Below are 19,413 nucleotides of genomic sequence, written 5' to 3'. Positions count from 1 at the left end.
GTTCATCTCCCGGTGCCGTGCAGCAGATAGCCCGCCCCGCGGACGGTCTCGATCGTCCGGCGGCCGAAAGGAGCGTCTATCTTGCGGCGCAGATAGCCGACGTAGACCTCGACGACATTGGTGTCGCCGTCGAAGTTCTCCTCCCACACATGGTCGAGGATGTCGGTCTTGCTGACCACTTCGTCGGGGTGCCGCAGCAGGAATTCCAGGAGGGTGAACTCGCGTGCCGTCAGCGCGATCTCCCGGCCCGCACGTTGGCAGCGGCGCCGCGCGGGGTCCAGGGCCAGGTCGCCGGCCGCGAGCACCGCGGGCCGGGCGGGGGCGCCGCGGCGCAGCAGCGCCCGCAGATGGGCGACCAGTACGACGTAGGAGAACGGCTTGCTCAGGTAGTCGTCCGCGCCGAGGTCGAGAGCGTCGGCCTCGTCGTACTCGCCGTCCTTCGCGGTCAGGACGAGCACGGGGGCCCACACACGGGCCGCGCGCGCCCTTTTCAGGACCTCGTACCCGGACAGACCGGGCAGCATCAGGTCCAGCACGATCGCGTCGTACGGCTCGTGCACGGCCCGCCAGAGGCCGTCCACGCCGTCGTACACGGCATCGACGACGAAACCCTCCTCGGCGAGCCCGTGGGCGATCGCCTCGGCGAGTCCTCGTTCGTCCTCGATCACCAGTACTCGCATCGCCGACCTCGTCTCCACCCTACGAAGGGATGGCCGGGGGTGCGCGTCGAGCACGTGAGGACGGTCGGACCTGCGGTGGGCGCGGGCTCCCGCACCCGCGCCCACCGCAGGAGACTGGCTCAGGCCGCCCTGCGGGCCCGCCCCCGGTGGGTGCGCACGATCTGCGCGTACCGGTGTCCGCTGCCCTTGATGGTGCGGACCTGGGTGCGGTAGTCCACGTGGACGAGGCCGAAGCGCTTGTCGTAGCCGTAGGCCCACTCGAAGTTGTCGAGCAGCGACCAGGCGAAGTAGCCCGCGAGCGGGGCACCCTTGCGGGCCGCCGACGCGCAGGCGGCGAGGTGCCGCTCCAGGTAGTCCTGGCGCTCGGGGTCGTCCACGGTGCCGTCGGGGCGTACGACGTCGGGGAAGGCGGATCCGTTCTCGGTGACGTACAGCCGGCGGGCACCGTAGTCGTGGGTGAGGCGCAGCAGCAGGGTCTCGATGCCGCTCGCGTCGATCTCCCAGTCCATGCCGGTGCGCGGGACGCCCAGGCGGCGTACGGCACGAGCGTGGGGGACGGGGCCGGCCGGGTCGTCGACGACGGTCGCCGGGAAGTAGTAGTTCAGGCCGAGCCAGTCCAGTGGCGCGGCGATAGTCGCCAAGTCGCCCGGTAGTTCGGGGAGTTCGACGCCGTAGACCTCGCGCATGTCGGCCGGGAAGCCTCGGCCGTGGACCGGGTCCAGCCACCAGCGGTTGACATGACCGTCGTGGCGGCGGGCCGCCGCCTCGTCCTCGGGGCGGTCGCTCGCGGCGAAGACGGTCGAGAGGTTGTTGACGATGCCGATCTCGGCCCGCGGGGCCGCGGCGCGGATCGCGCCAACGGCGAGGCCGTGGCCGAGGAGCAGATGGTAGGAGGCGCGGACCGCGGCGGTCAGGTCGGTGGCCCCGGGGGCCATCCTCCCCTCCAGGTGGCCGATCCAGGCCGAGCAGGAGGGTTCGTTGAGGGTGGCCCAGTGGGTGACGCGGTCGCCGAGGCGTTCGGCGACCGCGGACGCGTATGCGGCGAAGTGCTCGGCCGTGTCCCGTTCCGGCCAGCCGCCGCGGTCCTGGAGCACCTGCGGAAGGTCCCAGTGGTAGAGGGTGACCGACGGGGTGATGCCCGCCTCCAGCAGGCCGTCGACCAGCGCGTCGTAGAACGCGAGGCCCTTGGGGTTCACCGGCCCGTCGCCGCCCGGGATCACCCGGGGCCAGGCGATGGACAGCCGATAGGCGTTGGTGCCCAGCTGCTTCATCAGCCCGATGTCCTCGCGCCAGCGGTGGTAGTGGTCGCAGGCGACGTCGCCGTGGTCGTTGTTGTCGATCTTTCCGGGGGTGTGGGAGAAGGTGTCCCAGATCGACGGCGAGCGGCCGTCCTCGTCGACGGCTCCCTCGATCTGGTACGCCGATGTGGCCGTACCCCACAGGAAGTCCTGCGGGAGCGCGGCGAGGTCGATACGTTCGGACACAGAAGTCCTCTCAGGAACAAAGGGGTTGGTCACTTCACGGCTCCGGCGGTGAGCCCGGTGACGAGATAGCGCTGCAGCAGCAGGAAGCCCGCGACGACGGGAACGCTGACGACCAGTGAGGCGGCCATGATCTGGTTCCAGTACACGTCGTTGAGCGTGGAGTAGCCCTGGAGCCCGACGGCGAGGGTGCGGGTGGTGTCGTTGGTCATCACGGAGGCGAAGAGCACCTCGCCCCATGCGGTCATGAAGGCGTAGACGGCGACCGCGACGATGCCGGGTACGGCCGCGGGCACCACGATCCTGAGCAGCGCGCCGAGCGGTCCGCAGCCGTCCACGAGTGCCGCCTCGTCGAGATCCCTCGGCACCGAGTCGAAGTACCCGATGAGCATCCAGATCGAGAACGGCAGCGAGAACGTGAGGTACGTCAGGATCAGCCCGCCACGGGACCCGAACAGGGCGATGCCGGTGGCGTTGCCGATGTTGACGTAGAGCAGGAACAGCGGGAGCAGGAAGAGGATGCCGGGGAACATCTGCGTGGACAGCACGGTGACCGTGAACACCCGCTTGCCGCGGAATTCGTAGCGGCTCACCGCGTAGGCGGCGAAGACCGCGATCACCACCGAGCAGACCGTCGCCGCGCTCGCCACGATGAGCGAGTTCACGAAGTACCGCGCGAGCGGGACCGTCGACCAGATGTCGATGTAGGGCCGGATGGTCAAGCCGCTGGGCAGCCAGCGGAACTGCCCGGAGACATCCGCGAGCGGCTTCAGGGAGCTGGAGACCATGACGTAGACCGGCACCAGCACGAAGCCGGTGAGCAGGGTCAGGAAGACGCGCCGGGACCACAGGAAGGAACGCGGCGGGGCCATCGGGGACCTAGACATCGGCGGACCTCCGTCCACGCGAGGTGACCGCGAGATAGGCGCCCGTCACGACCAGCAGGAAGAGCAGCAGCAGTACGGACATGGCGGAGCCGGTGCCGAAGTTCCAGGTGACGAAGGAAGCCTGGTAGATGTGGACCGAGATGAGGTCCGCGGCCTGCGGGGCCGCCTTGCCGAACAGCACGTACGGTGTGTTGAAGTCGTTGAACGTCCACAGGAACAGCACCAGGATCAGCACCTGGTTGACGGGCCGCAGCGACGGCAGGGTGATCCGGCGGATCTGCTGCCACATGCCGGCGCCGTCGAGCGCTGCCGCCTCGTACAGTTCGCGGGGGATGTTCTGCAGTCCGGCCATGACGATGAGAAAGGCGAACGGCCAGCCCCTCCACACGGACACGGTGAGCAGGGCGACGAAGCTGTTGTCGCCGATCAGCCAGAAGGAGGGCTTGTCGGTGAGGTGCAGCTGGTCGTGCAGAACGTGGTTCACCAGGCCGTTGTCGTGCTGGAACATGAACACCCAGGTGATGACGGCCGCGTAGACGGGCAGCGCGTACGGCACCAGGAACAGCGCGCGCAGCAGGCCCCGGCCGCGGAAGGTGTCCTGCATGAAGACGGCCGCCGCCGTGCCGATGAGCCAGCACAGCCCGACCGACAGCAGGGTGAAGCCGACGGTGACGAGGAAGGAGTGGAGCAGCGCGTCCCCGACCGGGGCGTGGAAGTCCACCGAGACGCGATAGTTGCCGAGTCCGGTCCAGGGGGCGGTGCCCCAGTCGCGAATGTAGAACTGGGTGAGCTCCTTGAAGCTCATCACGAGGCCGATCACCATCGGCACCAGATGGACGAGGAGTTCGAGGAGCAGGGCGGGCAGGAGCAGCAGGTACGGCAGTCCGATGCGCTGGATCCGCCCGGTGCGGCGCGGGCCGCGCGCCGCACCGGGGGAGTTCTTGGGCACGGTCCGTCCGTCGGCCGCTGCGGGAACAGTGGTCGTCATGACGGTGTCCGTGCTCACTTCGTCGGCATCTGCTGCTGGGCCTTCTGCAGCTTCGCCTTGACCGAGTCGGTGGTGACGGCGCGTCCGGCCGCGGCGTCGGCGAACAGCTCCTTGACGGCGGTGCCGACGGTGGTCTCGAACTGGGACTCGTCCGCGACCTGCGGCAGCGCGGCGGCGCTCTTGGCGAGGGTGTCCTTCAGGACGGCGTTCGCCGGGGTGGTGAAGGCGGGGTCGGACTGGGCGGTGCTGACCGGCGGGATGGAGCTGTACTCCTTGTTGAGGATCTTCTGCTCCTCGTCGCTGGTCATGAACTTCACGAACTTCATGGCGCCGTCCATGTTGTGCGTGTTCTTGAAGACGGCCAGATTGATGCCGGCGACCATGGAGTCGACCTGGGCGCCGGTGCCGGGGGTGCCGGACTGCACGGGTACCGGCGCGATGCCGTACTGGTCCTCGCTCATGCCCTGCGACTTCAGGTTGGCGGCCGCGGACTGCCACAGCAGCATCGCCGTCTTGCCCTTGGCGAAGTCGCTCACGGACTGGTTCTGCGCGTACTCGGCGTTGCCGACGGGAATGACCTTGTCCTTGGCCATCAGGTCGACGTACTGCTTGACCGCGGCGACCACACCGTCGTTCGTGAAGTCGGCCTTGCCGTCGGGGGTGAAGAAGTCGGCGCCGTGCTGCTTGCCGAAGACGAAGACGTGGTGAATGTTCTCCGAGACGTTGGAGCCCTCCGCGCCGAGGACCTGCTTGCCCTTCTGCTGGATCTTCTTGCCGTCGGCGACCAGTTCGTCCCAGGTGGCGGGCGGCTGGGAGACACCCGCGTCGGCGAAGATCTGCTTGTTGTAGTAGAGCGCGTAGGCCATCGAGTAGAGCGGCACGGCCGCCGGGTCCTTGCCCTGCACGCCGGTGGAGCCGAGCGCGGAGTCGACGAAGCGGGACTTGCCTCCGATCTTGTCGAAGTTCTTGGCGTCCCACGGCACCAGCGCACCGGTGGCCTGCAGGGAGGCGCTCCAGGTGTTGCCTATGTTCAGCACGTCGGGACCCTGGCCGGAGGTGGTCGCGGTGAGGATCCGGTTCAGCAGGTCGGACCAGGGGACGACCTCCAGCTTCACCTTGATGCCCGTCTGCTTCTGGAACTTGTCGAGTTCCGGCTGGAGGACCTTCTTGTCGACCTCGATGCTGGCGCCCTGGTTCGACGCCCAGTACGTGAGCGTCTTCGGCGAGTCGTCGGACCCGCCGTTCGTCGACGAACCGCCTCCGCAGGCCGAGGCGGCAAGGGCGAGTGACATGGTGACGGCGCCTACGGCCGCGGCTCGGATGCTGCGCATGGCTCCTGGTGTCCCTTTCCGGGAGTCGAGAACGCCGGGAGGGCTCCGACAGCCTCTCCGTTCAGCTCCCGAAGATCCTCATGGCTTAATTTAGGACGTGAGTTAAACCCCAAGAACGAGATGCGTCAAGGGTTTTGACACCATTGCGGAAGTCCGGCCGCAACTCTTGTACAGGCGCCCCGAACGTGCCGGGGCGCCGTCCGTCACTCACCGCTCCAGGAAGTCGAAGAGCTCCTCCCACCGGCGGACGATGACCTCCGGGGCGAAGCGCTGCACGTTCTGCCGTGCCCGCTCCCCCATCGCGTCGCGCAGATTCTCGTCGGCCATCAGGCGTACCAGGTGACGGGCGAGTTCGGAGGTGTTGCCGTGCCGGGCCAGCAGGCCGTCCTCGCCCTCCCGGATGATCTCGCGCACCCCCGGGGAGCAGTCGAACGCCGCACACGGCACACCGCAGGCCATCGCCTCCAGGAGGACCAGCGGAAAGCCCTCGCCCCGGGACGACTGCACGAGCACCGACGACCGTCCCAGCGCCCCGATCACGTCGTCGGTCTGTCCCGCCCACTCCACCGAGTCGTCCAGGCCGAGTTCCGCGCACTGCCGCCGCAGTTCCGGCTCGTGGTCGCCCGCACCGTGGACACGCAGGATCCAGCCCGGCTGCCGGGGCGCCGCCTCGGCCCACACGTCGAGCAGCAGATCGACGCCCTTCTCATGGTTCAGCCGCCCGATGCTGACCACCGCCTTCTCCGTGCGCGGCGACGGAGCGGCCGGCATCACCGGCAGCGGGTTGGGCAGGAAGCCGACGTTGTTGAGGCCCTGCCCCACCCAGAGGTCGGCGTCCTCCTGGGTGAGGACCAGCAGCCGGTCCACGTCCTGGTAGTACCGCCGTACGCGCGCGAAGCGCGAGGAGCGCCGGGACGCCTCGAAGGACTCATGACTCATGCCGATGACCGGCAGCCCGGCGGTGTCCGCGAGCGCCACCCACTCCATCGCCCACACCTGGGTCACGACGATCACGGCACCGGGCCCCGCAGCGCGGAACACGTCCGACAGACGCTCCGCGGCGGCCCGTCTGGCCGCCCCGCCCGCCCGGGCCACCGGGGCGACACGGCCGAGCGGGACGTGCGCCCCGCGGCGGGCCGGCGGCCGGCGGTCGTAGAGGGTCAGCGTCTCGAACGGCGGATGCGTACCGAGGTCCATCGGCACCTGGGGCGGGGCGACACCGATGATCCGGACGCGATGACCGCGCTCCGCGAACAGCCGGGCCATCTGGGTCTGCCAACGGCCCACGCCGCCCAGCTCGTTGACCTCGTTGGCGACGAAGAAGATCTCACGCTGTGTCATCGGGCCTCTCCCGCGGGTCCGAAGAAACGGTCCACGATGCGAGCCGCCGCGTCCCCGCGGTCGTACTCGCCGTACTTGTCCACGAACTCCTTCAACCGCGCCTCGTACTGGGCGCCCACGCCCGGCAGGTCGTCGAGCACGGCGAGGAGCTCGTCCTCCGTGCGGGCGACCGGCCCCGGGGCCTCCTCCAGCAGGTCCAGATAGGTGCCGCGCACGTCCCGGGAGTACTCCTCCCAGTCGTAGGCGTAGAAGACGAGCGGCCGGCGCAGCAGGGCGTAGTCGAACATCGTTGAGGAATAGTCGGTGATGAGGGCGTCGGCCAGCAGCAGGAGCGGGGTGATGTCCGCCTCGTCCGTCACGTCGATCACGCGGTCCGCCACGGACGGGGGCAGGGTGACCCGGTTCAGATAGTGGGAACGGACCAGAAGCGTGTACCGGTCCCCGAAGCGGTCGGCGAAGCGCTCCACGTCGAAGGGCATGTCGAAGTCCCGTACTCCGCCGCCGGGACGGGCCCGGAAGGTGGGCGCGTACAGCAGCACGCGGTGCCCCGGGCGGATGCCGAGGCGTTCGGCGAGCCGGCGGGCGGCGGGGTCGGGCGTCCGGGGGTCGCGGGCGGCCCGGACCAGGACGTCGTTGCGCGGATAGCCGGTGCGCAACAGCTTCGCCTCGGGGATGCGGTAGGCGCGGGCGAGGGTACGCACATCGTGCTCGCTGCGGACCACGAAGTGGTCGAAGCGGTCCAGCGCTTCCTGGTAGGTGCGCTGTTCCTGCTCGGACATCACCCGGTGGCTGGGCTCGTCGAACCCCATCTTCTTCAGGGCCGAGCCGTGCCATGTCTGGATGTAGGTGGTCTCGGGGCGTTTGGCGAGCCGGAGGGGAAAGCCCTGGTTGTCGATCCAGAACTCGGCCTGGGCCAGTGCCCTGAGATAGCGCCAGGACCATCTGCGGACGAGTTCCGCGTCCTGGGGGAAGCCCACGGGCCGCTCCCCGGCGTAGGACCAGATCGCGGTGACGGGCAGCCGGCGGCGGCGCAGTTCTTCGTAGAGGGCCTTCGGGCTGTCGCTGAACTGCTTGCCTAGATGGCTCTCGAAGACGACGGTGCCCCGGCGCACCGGGAGCAGCCGCAGCATGCGGTGGTAGATCTGGACCTTGCGCGTGCCGGAGGCGAGGTCCCGTCTGACGGCGCGGAGCGTACGGTAGGCGCCCTTGAGGGTCCGGGCGGCGGAGCCGTGCAGATTGCGGTCCACCAGGGCGCGGCCGCGCCGGGCCGCCGCGCCGTGCTGGACGAGCCGGAAAGCGAGATGTCCCTTGGCGGAGACCTGGGGTTCGAGCCGGTCGGCCATGAGGCGGGTGAGGCGGGGTCGTACGGGGACGGGGGCGGCGCTCTCCAGATCGACGCTCCCGGCGGTGATCCGGCTGGTGGTCCGTCTGCCGTCCGCCCGCAGATGCAGCCGGACGTCCCAGACCTCGTCGATGACGCCCAGCGGCCGGAAGCGGCCGGACAGCGGGACGGAGGCCTGCCAGACGAGGGTGTCGCCCTCGTGGCGGATCGTCCGCACCGGGAAGCGGAACGTCTGCAGGCTGCGGCGGCGGGCGCGGAACTCCAGCTCGGCGGTGAGCCGGGCATCCGCGGGGACGGTGTGCAGCGGGTTGACCACCGCGCCTTCGAGGAGCACGAGGTCGCCCTGGACGGCGTACCGGGTCAGCAGATTGCGCAGGAACATCTGCTCCAGCGGTCGGCCGTGGTGACCGAGGCCGGTGACGTCCATGATCTCGCGGGCCCCGGGGTCGTCCAGGTACCGGTCGCACCAATAGACACGGCCGTCGCGCTCGGCGAGCGGCGCGGAGATCTTGCCGCGGTTGATCAGGGCGTCGACGGCCGGCATCAGGTTGTCCCAGTCCTCCCGCGTCAGCAGGTAGGCGCAGATGGCGTGCACGGGGTCCAGGGCGGCGTACGCCGCCTCCGGGAAGTCCTGGAGGTAGCCGCGGGCCAGTTCCGCGAAGCGGTGGCGGTAGTCGTCGTCGAGGAAGGGGAGGTCGCGCAGGTAGAGGACGAGGTCGTGCTTGAGGAACTTGATGTCCTTGTGCAGCTTCAGCTCGTCGAGTCCGCGCCGGTGCAGTACGGCGTCGATACGGCGGTGGATCTCCAGCCGGTCGGTGAAGTTGTTGATCTCGTGGCGCCGGTTGCTGATCGACTTGGCCGTGGTCTTCTGCGTCACGCTCCAGTAGTAGACCGTGTGGGGGATCAGGGTGATCCGCCCGGCCGCGAGGTAGGTCTGTGCCGTGAACAGCAGGTCCTCGTAGTGGATGCCGTGCGGGAACGCGAGTTCGTTCTCGACGAGGAAGTCCCGTCGGTAGCACTTGTTGGTCGACAGGGTGTCGAAGACGAAGAGGTCGGGCAGCTCGGCGATGGACTCGACGGTGCGCGTGGACCGGTAGAGCCAGGGGTACCAGGGCACCTGCTTGCCGTGTCTGCTGTCGGTGTACACCCGCACGGAGAGTCCCGAGACCAGGTCGGCGCCGGTGCGCTCGGCCGCCTCCAGCAGATTGCGGCAGGCGTTGCGTTCGAGGGTGTCGTCGCTGTCCAGGAACATCACATAGCGGCCGCGGGCCTCGGCCAGGCCCCGGTTGCGGGGCTCTCCGCAGCCGCCGCTGTTCTCCGGCAGCCGCAGGGCCCGCACCCGGCCGGGGTGGGCGGCGGCGAGTGTCCGCGCCACCTCGTACGACTCGTCGGTGGAGCAGTCGTCGGCGATGATCACTTCCACGTTGCGCAGCGTCTGGCCGAGCACGGAGCGTACGGCCGTCGTCAGGCGCGGGGCGTCGTTGTAGACGATGACGACGACGCTGATGTCCGGGTCCGCCCCGCCCGACTCGGGTGTAACGATCGACACGGCCACCTCTCGTCTCGGATCGCGGCTCTCCGGGCGGCCGACCTGTCACCGCCGCGGCTCGGCGGCGTCCGCGGAGTCGTCCGGCGGACAGGGTGGGCCCGGGTCCGGCACTGGGTCCGCGCCCCTGCGAGCGGCAGGGGCGCGGCGCGCGGCTGATGGCGGCGGGGGCCGGTGCCCCTGCGCCCTCCCCACGCTACGTGACGGCCGGCCATGAGGCGCGTGACCGCGGTCCGCCGGGCGTGTGGCGGAGGCGGCACAGGGTGCCGGGGGCCGGTGCGGATGACGAGGACTCACCCGTTCGGGAAGTTTGCGGGTTGAACGGGCGTACGGCGGCCGGAATGGGAACCGCCTGCCGGGCGGCAGACGTTCACCAGGCATGTCGATCATTCACCGCACCACCATGGCGCCCACCAAGCTGGAACTCCTGACGCCCTGGCTGCCCGCCCAGCCCTGGTACCGAGGCTCGGGCGGCGAGCCGGTGCTGTCACGGACCGGCGGGTTCCGGCTGGACGACCCCCAGGGCGAGGTCGGGATCGAGTTCATGGTGAGCACTGACGAGTCCGGCGACCGGCCCGTGTCCTACCACACACCGCTCACTTACCGGGCCGCGCCCCTGGAGGGAGCCGAGGAGGGGCTCATCGGGACGTCCGAGCACGGCGTGCTGGGGAAGCGGTGGATCTACGACGGGACGCATGACCCCGTGCTGGTCGCCGAGTTGCTGGCGCTGCTCCAGGGCCGGGCCGAACCCCAGGCACAGAGCGTGAGCGACACCCCGGACCCGTCCGTCACCGTCCGCTTCGACGGTGCCCCTCTCGCCACCGGGGTCGTCTCGGCGACCGTGACCAGCGGCCCCGACGACACCCGCCTGACCGTGGACACCACCGGGTCCCCCTCCGGCGGGCGCCTGACCATCCGGGTCACGCGTGTCCTGGAGCCGGGCGGCACCGGCCCGGCCAGCGCGGCGGGGCATGTCACGGCGGGCTGGCGCTCCCCCGACGACGGCGAGCCCCGCGCCGTGTTCGCGGCGCTGCTGGGGTAATACAACCAGGGCCTGTCGTCAACCTCGCGTCGTCGCCCGGAGGGCAGGCGGGAGTTTGACGACAGGCCCTGGGTAGGACGCTGGTGAGTAGGTTCTTACCGACGTCCTGTGGAGGTCGGGCAACGGGACACGCGTACGACTCCCTCTTCGTGGTCGTCGGTCCGGTCATATGAGGTACGGGACCGGACCGACGCGACGGTGAAGAGTTCCGCGGGAGTCCTGGAAGGGCCCATCCATGCTCAGCCCCCATTCCGAGCCGACCACTGTGTCCGGCCCCGAGCCCACCGCCTCGGGCGCGGCGGCCCCGGCCGCCATCGCCCGACCCGACGACGGGACACGGCCTTTCCGGTGGACATCGAGAACACCCCGGCCACGGTACGAGGTTCCGGTCCTGTTGTCCCTCCTGGCGCTCGCGGCCGTGCTCGACACCTGGGGCATCGACCGCAGCGTCTATCACGTGTTCTACGCCAGCGCCGTGCGCAGCATGACCGACAGCCCGACCGCCTTCTTCTTCGGCTCGTTCGACCCGGGCAACTCCATCACCCTCGACAAGCTGCCCGGCTTCCTGTGGCCCCAGGCCCTGTCGGCGATGCTCTTCGGCTTCCACCCCTGGGCGCTGGTCCTCCCCCAGGCGGTCGAGGGCGTGGCCTGTGTGCTGCTGCTTCATGTGCTGGTGCGCCGCTGGGCCGGTGTCCCGGCGGGTCTGCTGGCCGCGGGGTTCCTGACGCTCACGCCCGTGACGGTGGGGCTCGGCCGGTCGATAGTTGAGGACGCGCCGTTCGTCCTGCTGCTGCTCCTGGCCGCCGAGGCAACCTGGCGGGCCGTGGAGCGGGCGCGGCTGCGCACCCTGCTGCTCGCCGGGGTCTGGGTGGGGGTGGCGTTCCAGTGCAAGATGCTGGAGGCCTGGGCGGTGCTGCCCGCGCTCGGAGTCACCTATCTGGTGGCCGCGCCCACGACCTGGCGGCGCCGGGCCGGGCACATGGCACTGGCCGGCGTGGTGACGATGGCCGTGTCGGTGTCCTGGATGGTCGTCGCGACGGTGGTACCCGCGCAGTCCCGCCCCTTCATAGACGGGACGACGGACAACTCCGCCTACAGCATGGTCGTGGGCTACAACTTCCTCAGCAGGTTCGATGCGGTCGGTGTCGACGCGGGCGGGACGGGCAGCGTCGCCACCGGCCAGGCCGCGCACCATGCGAGCGGTTCGGGCCCCGGCATGGGCGACAGCGTGCTGAAGATGTTCAGCCCGGGACTGGCGACGCAGACGGGGTGGCTGTACCCGCTGGCCGCGCTCGGCCTCGCCTGGGGGCTCGCGGTGGTGTGGCGTCGCCGCCCCGGCCGCACCGACAGGATGTTCACCGGCTACCTGCTGTGGGGCGTGTGGCTGGCCACCTTCTTCGCCGCGTTCAGCTTCGGCAGCGTCACCGGTCACACGTACTACATGGGCGTCGTCGCCGTGGCCCTGTCGGCGCTGAGCGGCGCCGGGCTGGTCCGGGCCTGGCGGGCCTGGCAGCGCCGCGGCCGCCGCGCCTGGGTGCTGCCGACGGTGATCGCCGTGAATGTGGTGTGGTGTGTGGCCCTGACGCTGTGCTACCGGCACTTCCTCAGCTGGCAGGGCCCCGCGGCAGTGGTGCTGGCCGTGGTGTCCCTCGCGCTGCTCGGCCTGCGCAGGACGCGCCTCGCCCAGCGGCCGCGGATCGCCATGGCCGGACTCGCCGCCGGACTCGCCGCGGTCATGCTGATACCGACCGTGTGGTCGGCCTCGGCGCTGTCCCCGCGCTACAACCAGCCGGGCGGCATGGCCCGGGTCGGCCCCGCCAGCCGCCCCGGGGGCGGCGGTCCCTCCCGGCTGACGCCGGCCCGTGAGCGGTTCCTGGCCTATCTCGAAGCGCACCGGGGCGGGGCGAAGTACCTTGCGGCCGTGCCCGCCTGGAGCGACGCCTCGGCCTACATACTCGCGGCGAACGCGCCCATGCTGCCGATGGGCGGGTTCACCGGGCAGGTGCCCTACCCCACCCCGCGGGCGATGCAGCGGCTGATCAGCTCGGGCGAACTTCGCTACGTCGGCCTGCGTCACCCGCACAAGAAAGGCCGGCACCACACGGCGCTCGCCCCCGACGCCGCCGCCGTCGCGCACTGGGTCACCACGCATTGCACGCAGGTACCGGCGTCGGCCTACGGCGGGGGCGCTCATCTGCCGGTGCTCTACCGCTGCGACGCCCGGCCGTCAGCGCGACAGGAGTGACCGCTTGCGGCGTGGCTCACCGGCGCTGCCGCACCGCCTGGCGGAATCCCGTGTTCACGGCGAGCAGACCGCCGTCGACACACAGCGTCGTGCCCGTGATCCACGCCGCGTCGCGGGAGGCCAGGTAGGCGACGGCCGCCGCGATGTCCTCCGGTTCGCCGACCCGGCCCAGTGGGTACAGCTCGCCCGCAGCGGCCAGGTCGGCCTCGCGGTCCTGCCACGCGGTGGTCCGGACCGTGCCCGGGGCGACCAGATTGACGCGGACCCCGCGAGGGGCCGCGTGGCCGGCGAGGGTACGGGTGAGGGACATCAGACCGGCCTTCGCCGCGCTGTAGGCATGGTTGCCGAAGTCCTGGATGCCGTTGACGGAACCGATGTTGACGATCGCGCCGCGGCCGGAGGCCACGAGGTGCGGGAGCGCCGCGCGGCTGCAGCGGTACGCCCCCGTCAGGGTGAGGTCGAGGTCGCGGGCCCACACCTCGTCCGGCTCGTCCTCGAAGAGCGGGGCGTCGGGGGTGCAGCCGTAGGCGTTGTTGACCAGGACGTCCAGTGTCCCGAACGCCTCCACGGCGCGGGCGACGGCCGCCTCCACACCGGCGCGGTCGGCGACGTCGCAGGGGAACGCCTCCGCCCGCGCGCCCCCGTCCCGCAGCGCCGCCGCGGTCCTGTCGGCCTCCTCCGCGTCCACGTCGGTGACCAGGACCCGGGCGCCCTCCTGGGCGAGCCGGCGGGCCGTCGCGGCGCCGATGCCACGCGCCGCGCCCGTGATGAGAACTGCGTACCCCTCGAACCGCCTTGTGTGATCCATGCCACGGACGCTACAGCGCCCGCCCCCGGGTGCCGACGGTCGTGTTCCACGGTCCGCCGGCCCGGCATCGACGGTCGGCACCTCCGGTCAGGCCGCCGTGGGCGCCGAGGAGGCCGGTGTGCCGAGGAACTCCTCCCAGCCGCCGAGCGGTGACTGTCCCGGTGCCAGGGTGCGCAGCTTCCTGAGGACCGCCGGGTCCTGGGCCTCCAGCCACTCCACCAGCTGCCGGAAGGACACCATGCGCACCTCGTCGTACGCGGCGATCCGCCCGATCGCCTCCTCCACGGCGTCCATGTAGATGCCGCCGTTCCAGCGCTCGAAGTGGTTGCCGATGAAGAACGGGGCACGGTTGCTCTCGTAGGCGCGCTGGAAACCGGCCAGGTAGGTGTCGCGGGCCTGGGCGCGCCAGGCGTCGTACTGGGTCTTGTCGCCCAGAGGGTTGCCGGCGGACTGGTTGAACATCATGTTGTAGTCCATCGACAGCACCTGGAAGGAGTGTCCGGAGAACGGGATGGACTGGAGGGGGAAGTCCCAGATCCGGCCCCCCTGCACCTTGCCGGGCCACATCTGCAGTCCGCCGGGCGAGCTGGCGTCGTACTTCCAGCCGAGTGCGGCGGCGGTGGGCAGCAGGGCCGTCTGGCCCTCCAGGCAGGGGGTGCGGCCGCCGATCAGTTCCTTCTGGTAGTCGAAGGGCAGCGGGTCGAGGTCGGTGAAACCGGTGTTGGTCTTCCACTCGGTGACGAAGCGCATGGCCTGGTCGATCTCGCTCTTCCACTCGGCGGACGACCAGTTGCGCACCCCGTCGGCGCCGCAGAAGTGGCCGTTGAAGTGGGTGCCTATCTCATGGCCCTCCAGCCACGCGGAGCGCACCTGCTGGAGTGTGGCGTGGATGTGCCGGTCGGCGAGGTAGCCGATCGCGGAGGCGCCGACCGGGTGCTGCGGCGGACGGTAGAGGTGCTTCTTGGACTCGGGCAGCGCGTAGATGCCGCTGAGGAAGAAGGTCATCGACGCCTTGTGGTCGGCCGCGATCTTGCGGAAGCGGGAGAACAGCTGGTTGCTGAGTTCGCCCGCGCCGTCCCAGGAGAACACCACGAACTGCGGCGGCCGCTGGCCGGGCTTCAGCCGCTCGGCCTCGGGCTGGTGCGGCTGGGCGCCGGTGTCGGCGGTGGAGCCGTCGCCGATGAGCTTCAGGGGCCGGGCCTGTGTCGTGCCCGAGGGGTGCGAGGGGCTCTCACCGCCCGAGTCCAGGCCGCCCAGACCGCCCAGACCGCCCGAGCAGGCGGACAGCGCGCCCAGGGCGCCCACCGTCGCGCCCGCGGTCAGCACACGCCTGCGTGAGATGCCGTTCATGATCGTCCCCGGTTTCCTCGTCACGGCCCCGTGCGGAGCCTCCGTTGGTGTCGCTCAAACGGGTTCGATGGGCGAGGACGGCGGAAAGATCGGGGTTCCCGGCACGTGTTGCCGCTCTGTGACAAACGCGACAGTCCCATGAACAACCCCGCTGTCCGACGGGCGGACAGCGGGGCCGGGGGGCAGGGGTCAGGCGCCGGTGCCCGCCTGGAAGACCGACAGGTGCGCCGTGGAGGAGTTGCCGGACACGGGGACCGGACCGCCCGACCACGTCACCTTCACGGAGTCCCGCTCGTCGGGCGGGGTGATGAGGATCGCCGCGGGCTTGGCCGTCTTGGCCCCGCTCACCCCGGGGTTGGAGAACGTCAGGCCCGCCCAGGCGCTCCGGCCCGGTGCGAGGGTGATCTTGGCGGGGCTTCCGGCGTTGCGCTTGGGGTCGGGGCCCAGTTGCTTGCCGGAGGCGTCGACGAAGGCGGCGCCCGGGTAGCCGTCGATCGTGCAGGTCCGCCCCGAGCTGTTGGTCAGCACGAGCGGGAAGCTCTCCTGCCCGGCCCCGGGGTTGTTGGCGCCGACCGACGCGCGCAGCTCGGAGGTGTGGCAGCGGCTGCTGGTGCCGCCTCCGGTGGAGCCCGCCGGGCTCTTGGAACCGGAGTCGCTCGATCCGGTGGAGGCGGCCGGGGTGCCGCCGCTCGTGTCCTTCGACGCGCCGTCGGCGCTCGTCCCGTCGCCGGTGGCCGGCTGGGCCGTCCCGGGCAGCTTCTGCGGGGCGGTGCCGGACGTGCCGTGCTGGCCGCCGCAGGCGGTGAGCAGGGTCAGCGCGGCGACCGCGCCCAGCGCCGACACCATGCGTCGCGCCGTCAGGAAGGGTGCCGTGCCGTAGTGGTCCGGGCCCGTCGTGCCGCGCCGGAAGGTCAACATGATCGATGCTCCTCGCAACTCACCGCCTGGGAGGGCGTGTGCGGACGGGGCCGTGTGCTCCGTCCTTTCTGTCCGATGCGCGCTCGCGGGGAAAAGTTCGGGCGTTCCGGCTGGGTGCGCCGCTGGGGGACGACCGGCGCGCGCTGTGCCGTGGGGGGCGCTGCACTGCGTTCTGTGTGGGGGCTGACCCGCCCCGTGGTGACGGGGCTGACGCACTGAATTGTGCGGGGTCGCCGGCTACCCGATACGCGGGTGGTCAGCCGGTGACTCGCATCGAGTTTAGGACCCGGTCGGTGCGGTCGCTGCCGCCGTCCTGGCGTAGCTGCACATACACCCGGATCCCGCCGGTGCCGTCGGTGGCGGCGAGGGCCGCCTCCGTGACGGAGCCCTTGCCGCCGTCGCAGTCGTCCCAGGTGCGTATGGGCCCCTGCCAGGCCGTGCCGCGGTAGTCACGGCTGCCCTCGTAGTGACAACCCGAATGGGTGAGCGCGCGCACCTTGGCGGCGAGGTCCCCGTGCTCGCTCAGGCCGACGAACGCGCCGTTGACAGGGCTGCGGAGGTCCTGCCATCGCGAGAGGTCCTCGGCGACGCCGAGGGCGGGCTCGTGCCCGTTCGGCAGGCCCAGTGTCTTCGGGTCCCAGCCGGCGTCGCGCAGCTGCTGGCCCCAGGCCGCGGGCACGGCGACCTGGATCCTCCCGGAGGCGTCCTTGACCGTCACGTCCGCCGCCGCGGGCCGGTCGAGCAGCATGGTGGTGGCGAGCGCGGTACCGCCGGCGACGGCCACCGCGGCGAGCGCGAGGAGCAGGGTCCCCCGACGGCGGTGGGGACGCACGGCGGCCGGGGCCGAGGGCGCCCGGCTGGGCGGTGCGACGTCGTCGGCGAGCCGGTCGAGGACGTCGGCGAAGGCGTCCGCGGTCGGCCAGCGCCGCTCCCGGTCGGGTTCCATGGCCCGCAGCAGGGCCCGCCGGGCCTCGGGCGGCAGATCGGGGCGGAGCCGGTCCGGGGGCTGCACCCGGCCGGGCGCTGCGGGGACCGTGCCGGTGACGAGGTGGTAGCCGAGGGCGCCGAGGCTGTAGACGTCGGCGCGGGCGTCGATGCCCATGCCGGGTTCGGTCTGCTCGGGCGGTGCGTACCCCGCGGAGCCCGCGGCCATGGTCAGTCCGGAGGCCTGCGCCAGGCTCTTGGCCAGGCCCAGATCCGCGAGCAGCAGCCGGGTGGAGCCGTCGGGCCCGGTGCGCAGCAGGACGTTGGACGGCTTGATGTCCCGGTGCACGATCCCGGCTCCGTGCAGGGCCGCTGCCGCCCGCGCGGAGGAGGCGGTCAGCCGCAGGGCCTCGGCGACCGGGAGCGGACCGTCGGTGAGGCGGTCGGCGAGGGTGCCGCCGTCGGCGTACTCCATGACGAAGTAGGGCCTGCCGTCGGGCAGCTCACCGATGTCGTAGACCTGGACGACCCGGCTGGAACCGGCCCGGCGCAGCAGGCGTGCTTCAGAGAGGAAGCGCTCCCTGATGTCCAGCCGGTGGGCCCAGTTGTCGGCGAGCACCTTGACCGCGACGAGCGCCTCGAGGTCGTCGTCGTGGGCGAGCCAGACAGTGCCGAAGGCGCCGCCGCCCAGGCGGCGTTCCAGGCGGTAGCGGTCGATCCGCTCCAGGGAGTGCATAGGACTATCATGCCTGGTCGAACATCGACTTCGAGGGGAGCTCCCAGTGGGGGATGCCGCGGATTCCGAGGAGCTCGCCCGACGAGCGGCGGCAGGTGACGCAGTGGCCCTGGACAGGCTGCTCCAGCTGATCGGGCCGGAGGTCCTTCGGCGCTGCGGGCGGTTCCTGCCGTGCCGGGAGGACGCCGAGGAAGCGGCGCAGGACGTGCTGCTCCAGGTGGCGCGGAGAATCACCACGTTCCAGGGCCGCAGTCGCTTCAGCACATGGCTGTACACGGTGGTCGCGAACTGTGCGCGGCAGAAGTACCGGGAACTGAAGCGCCGGGCCGCCGAGCAGCCCGCGACCATCGATGCGACCGAGTACGTCGATCCGCGGACCACCAGCGTGATCGCCGGGTCCCGCGTCGATCTGCTGGAGGCACTGGAGCGGCTGGAGCGTGAGCATCCGCATCTGGTGGCGCCGCTGGTCTACCGGGACATCTGTCAGCTGGAGTACGCGGAGGTCGCCGAACGCGTCGGGGTCCCGCTGGGCACGCTGAAGTCCCGTCTGCACGAGGCGCGCCGGCAGGTCAGGCCCTGGCTGGCCGGCAGCATGTGAGGGACCAGGGGCGGTACGGAGATCCGTACCGCCCCTGCCCGTCAGTGACCGCTGACGTGATGCGGCCGGTACGGCTCCTGGAGCGCCTCGGTCTCCTTGTCGGTGAGGTGGACGTCGAGGGCCGCCACCGCGTCGTCGACGTGGTGCGGCTTGGTGACGCCGACGATGGGCGCGGCGACGGTGTTCTGCTGCAGCAGCCAGGCGAGGGCGACACGGGCGCGCGGGACGCCCCGCTCGGCGGCCACGGTGGCCACCGCGTCGACGACGGCCCGGTCGCCCTCCTGGTAGAGCCGCTTGCCGAACTCGTCGGTGCGGCTGCGCTCGCTGGTCTCGTCCCAGTCGCGGGTCAGACGGCCGCGGGCCAGCGGGCTCCAGGGCAGCGTGCCGACGCCCTGGTCCGCGCACAGCGGCAGCATCTCGCGCTCCTCCTCGCGATAGAGGAGGTTGTAGTGGTTCTGCATCGACACGAAGCGTGTCCAGCCGCCCAGCCGGGCCGTGTACTGGGCCTTGGAGAACTGCCAGGCGTACATCGAGCTGGCTCCGATGTACCGGGCCTTGCCCGCCTTGACCACATCGTGCAGGGCCTCCATCGTCTCCTCGACGGGGGTCGTGGGGTCCCAGCGGTGGATCTGGTAGAGGTCGACGTAGTCGGTGCCGAGACGGCGGAGACTGTGATCGATCTCCGTCATGATCGCCTTGCGGGACAGTCCGCCGCCGTTGGGTCCGGACCGCATCCGCCCGTGCACCTTGGTCGCCAGAACGATCTCGTCGCGCCTGGCGTAGTCGGCGAGCGCTCGGCCGACGATCTCCTCGCTGGTGCCGTCCGAGTAGACGTTCGCGGTGTCGAAGAAGTTGATGCCGGCGTCGAGCGCCCGGCGGATCAGGGGGCGGGACGCCTCCTCGTCGAGGCTCCATGTGTGGGTGCCGCGGTCGGGGAGGCCGAAACTCATACAGCCCAGGCAGATCCGGGACACGTCAAGACCGGTCGAACCGAGCTTCACGTACTCCATGCCACTCCTGCTTTCCCTCGGGGCGGGGCCGGGCGTCGCGGAGCGCCGGAGACGACCGCTCACGGCCGGCCGGCGCCGCCGTCGGCCCCGACGACGTGATCCCTGCCCACCCTAGGGGGTGGCCGGCAACTCCCGCCGGGTGCACGACACCGGGCGCCGGTCCGGCCTCCGCGCCGCGGATCCGGG

15 protein-coding genes are annotated in these 19,413 nt (G+C 71.0%); 3 read left to right on the top strand and 12 right to left on the bottom strand.

Going from position 1 to position 19,413, the window contains the following annotated elements; genetic code table 11:
* Nucleotides 1-2: 2 nt before the first annotated feature.
* From ACFY2Z_RS14185 to ACFY2Z_RS14155, 7 genes are all read right to left on the bottom strand, one after another.
* Nucleotides 3-680, bottom strand: coding sequence for a response regulator transcription factor (locus tag ACFY2Z_RS14185; protein WP_390744446.1), 678 nt, complete (start codon nucleotides 678-680; stop codon nucleotides 3-5).
* A 119-nt stretch (nucleotides 681-799) separates the two neighbouring features.
* Nucleotides 800-2,164 carry a GH1 family beta-glucosidase gene (locus ACFY2Z_RS14180; protein ID WP_390744445.1) on the bottom strand — a complete coding sequence of 455 codons (1,365 nt, stop codon included), beginning with the start codon at nucleotides 2,162-2,164 and terminating at the stop codon, nucleotides 800-802.
* Nucleotides 2,165-2,193: 29 nt separating this feature from the next.
* On the bottom strand, nucleotides 2,194-3,033 hold the full coding sequence (locus tag ACFY2Z_RS14175; RefSeq protein WP_390744550.1) for a carbohydrate ABC transporter permease: 840 nt from the start codon (nucleotides 3,031-3,033) through the stop codon (nucleotides 2,194-2,196).
* Nucleotides 3,034-3,040: 7 nt separating this feature from the next.
* Entirely contained in the window at nucleotides 3,041-4,036 is a 996-nt protein-coding gene (locus ACFY2Z_RS14170; protein WP_390744444.1) for a carbohydrate ABC transporter permease, read from the bottom strand.
* A gap of 14 nt (nucleotides 4,037-4,050) precedes the next feature.
* Nucleotides 4,051-5,367 carry an ABC transporter substrate-binding protein gene (locus ACFY2Z_RS14165; protein WP_390744443.1) on the bottom strand — a complete coding sequence of 439 codons (1,317 nt, stop codon included), beginning with the start codon at nucleotides 5,365-5,367 and terminating at the stop codon, nucleotides 4,051-4,053.
* A gap of 207 nt (nucleotides 5,368-5,574) precedes the next feature.
* Entirely contained in the window at nucleotides 5,575-6,708 is a 1,134-nt protein-coding gene (locus ACFY2Z_RS14160; RefSeq protein ID WP_390744442.1) for a glycosyltransferase, read from the bottom strand.
* The gene (locus ACFY2Z_RS14155; RefSeq protein ID WP_390744441.1) at nucleotides 6,705-9,605 is read right to left on the bottom strand and encodes a CDP-glycerol glycerophosphotransferase family protein; all 2,901 of its coding nucleotides are present in this window, start codon (nucleotides 9,603-9,605) and stop codon (nucleotides 6,705-6,707) included. The genes ACFY2Z_RS14160 and ACFY2Z_RS14155 overlap by 4 nt, the downstream gene beginning before the upstream one ends.
* A gap of 370 nt (nucleotides 9,606-9,975) precedes the next feature.
* Here ACFY2Z_RS14155 and ACFY2Z_RS14150 point away from each other — a divergent pair, with 370 nt between their 5' ends.
* Nucleotides 9,976-10,638 carry a 1,4-alpha-glucan branching protein gene (locus ACFY2Z_RS14150; RefSeq protein ID WP_390744440.1) on the top strand — a complete coding sequence of 221 codons (663 nt, stop codon included), beginning with the start codon at nucleotides 9,976-9,978 and terminating at the stop codon, nucleotides 10,636-10,638.
* Nucleotides 10,639-11,032: 394 nt separating this feature from the next.
* The gene (locus tag ACFY2Z_RS14145) at nucleotides 11,033-12,883 is read left to right on the top strand and encodes a glycosyltransferase family 39 protein (RefSeq protein WP_390744439.1); all 1,851 of its coding nucleotides are present in this window, start codon (nucleotides 11,033-11,035) and stop codon (nucleotides 12,881-12,883) included.
* Nucleotides 12,884-12,899: 16 nt separating this feature from the next.
* On the opposite strand, the gene ACFY2Z_RS14140 is transcribed toward ACFY2Z_RS14145, so the two are convergent.
* From ACFY2Z_RS14140 to ACFY2Z_RS14125, 4 genes are all read right to left on the bottom strand, one after another.
* Entirely contained in the window at nucleotides 12,900-13,691 is a 792-nt protein-coding gene (locus ACFY2Z_RS14140) for an SDR family NAD(P)-dependent oxidoreductase (protein WP_390744438.1), read from the bottom strand.
* An 87-nt stretch (nucleotides 13,692-13,778) separates the two neighbouring features.
* On the bottom strand, nucleotides 13,779-15,041 hold the full coding sequence (locus tag ACFY2Z_RS14135) for a hypothetical protein (RefSeq protein ID WP_390744437.1): 1,263 nt from the start codon (nucleotides 15,039-15,041) through the stop codon (nucleotides 13,779-13,781).
* A gap of 189 nt (nucleotides 15,042-15,230) precedes the next feature.
* The gene (locus ACFY2Z_RS14130) at nucleotides 15,231-15,959 is read right to left on the bottom strand and encodes a DUF4232 domain-containing protein (RefSeq protein ID WP_390744436.1); all 729 of its coding nucleotides are present in this window, start codon (nucleotides 15,957-15,959) and stop codon (nucleotides 15,231-15,233) included.
* 256 nt (nucleotides 15,960-16,215) lie between these two features.
* Nucleotides 16,216-17,619: a serine/threonine-protein kinase gene (locus tag ACFY2Z_RS14125; protein WP_390744435.1), complete on the bottom strand. Its 1,404-nt coding sequence runs from the start codon at nucleotides 17,617-17,619 to the stop codon at nucleotides 16,216-16,218.
* A 46-nt stretch (nucleotides 17,620-17,665) separates the two neighbouring features.
* Here ACFY2Z_RS14125 and ACFY2Z_RS14120 point away from each other — a divergent pair, with 46 nt between their 5' ends.
* Nucleotides 17,666-18,217, top strand: coding sequence for an RNA polymerase sigma factor (locus ACFY2Z_RS14120; RefSeq protein ID WP_390744434.1), 552 nt, complete (start codon nucleotides 17,666-17,668; stop codon nucleotides 18,215-18,217).
* Nucleotides 18,218-18,258: 41 nt separating this feature from the next.
* Here ACFY2Z_RS14120 and ACFY2Z_RS14115 read toward each other — a convergent pair whose 3' ends face one another.
* Nucleotides 18,259-19,227 (bottom strand): aldo/keto reductase, encoded by a 969-nt coding sequence (locus ACFY2Z_RS14115; RefSeq protein WP_390744433.1) that lies wholly within the window; start codon nucleotides 19,225-19,227, stop codon nucleotides 18,259-18,261.
* Nucleotides 19,228-19,413: the final 186 nt, after the last annotated feature.

The sequence above is a fragment of the Streptomyces sp. NPDC001222 genome (assembly GCF_042896945.1).
GTDB lineage: Bacteria > Actinomycetota > Actinomycetes > Streptomycetales > Streptomycetaceae > Streptomyces > Streptomyces gibsoniae.
This window is presented reverse-complemented; position numbering and strand designations above follow the sequence as displayed.

Coding starts and splice junctions, on each gene's coding strand:
- ACFY2Z_RS14140 (WP_390744438.1), bottom strand. CDS start 13,691: ATGGATCACACAAGGCGGTTCGAGGGGTACGCAGTTCTCATCACGGGC.
- ACFY2Z_RS14185 (WP_390744446.1), bottom strand. CDS start 680: ATGCGAGTACTGGTGATCGAGGACGAACGAGGACTCGCCGAGGCGATC.
- ACFY2Z_RS14115 (WP_390744433.1), bottom strand. CDS start 19,227: ATGGAGTACGTGAAGCTCGGTTCGACCGGTCTTGACGTGTCCCGGATC.
- ACFY2Z_RS14175 (WP_390744550.1), bottom strand. CDS start 3,033: ATGGCCCCGCCGCGTTCCTTCCTGTGGTCCCGGCGCGTCTTCCTGACC.
- ACFY2Z_RS14165 (WP_390744443.1), bottom strand. CDS start 5,367: ATGCGCAGCATCCGAGCCGCGGCCGTAGGCGCCGTCACCATGTCACTC.
- ACFY2Z_RS14150 (WP_390744440.1), top strand. CDS start 9,976: ATGTCGATCATTCACCGCACCACCATGGCGCCCACCAAGCTGGAACTC.
- ACFY2Z_RS14135 (WP_390744437.1), bottom strand. CDS start 15,041: ATGAACGGCATCTCACGCAGGCGTGTGCTGACCGCGGGCGCGACGGTG.
- ACFY2Z_RS14130 (WP_390744436.1), bottom strand. CDS start 15,959: ATGTTGACCTTCCGGCGCGGCACGACGGGCCCGGACCACTACGGCACG.
- ACFY2Z_RS14125 (WP_390744435.1), bottom strand. CDS start 17,619: ATGCACTCCCTGGAGCGGATCGACCGCTACCGCCTGGAACGCCGCCTG.
- ACFY2Z_RS14170 (WP_390744444.1), bottom strand. CDS start 4,036: ATGACGACCACTGTTCCCGCAGCGGCCGACGGACGGACCGTGCCCAAG.
- ACFY2Z_RS14160 (WP_390744442.1), bottom strand. CDS start 6,708: ATGACACAGCGTGAGATCTTCTTCGTCGCCAACGAGGTCAACGAGCTG.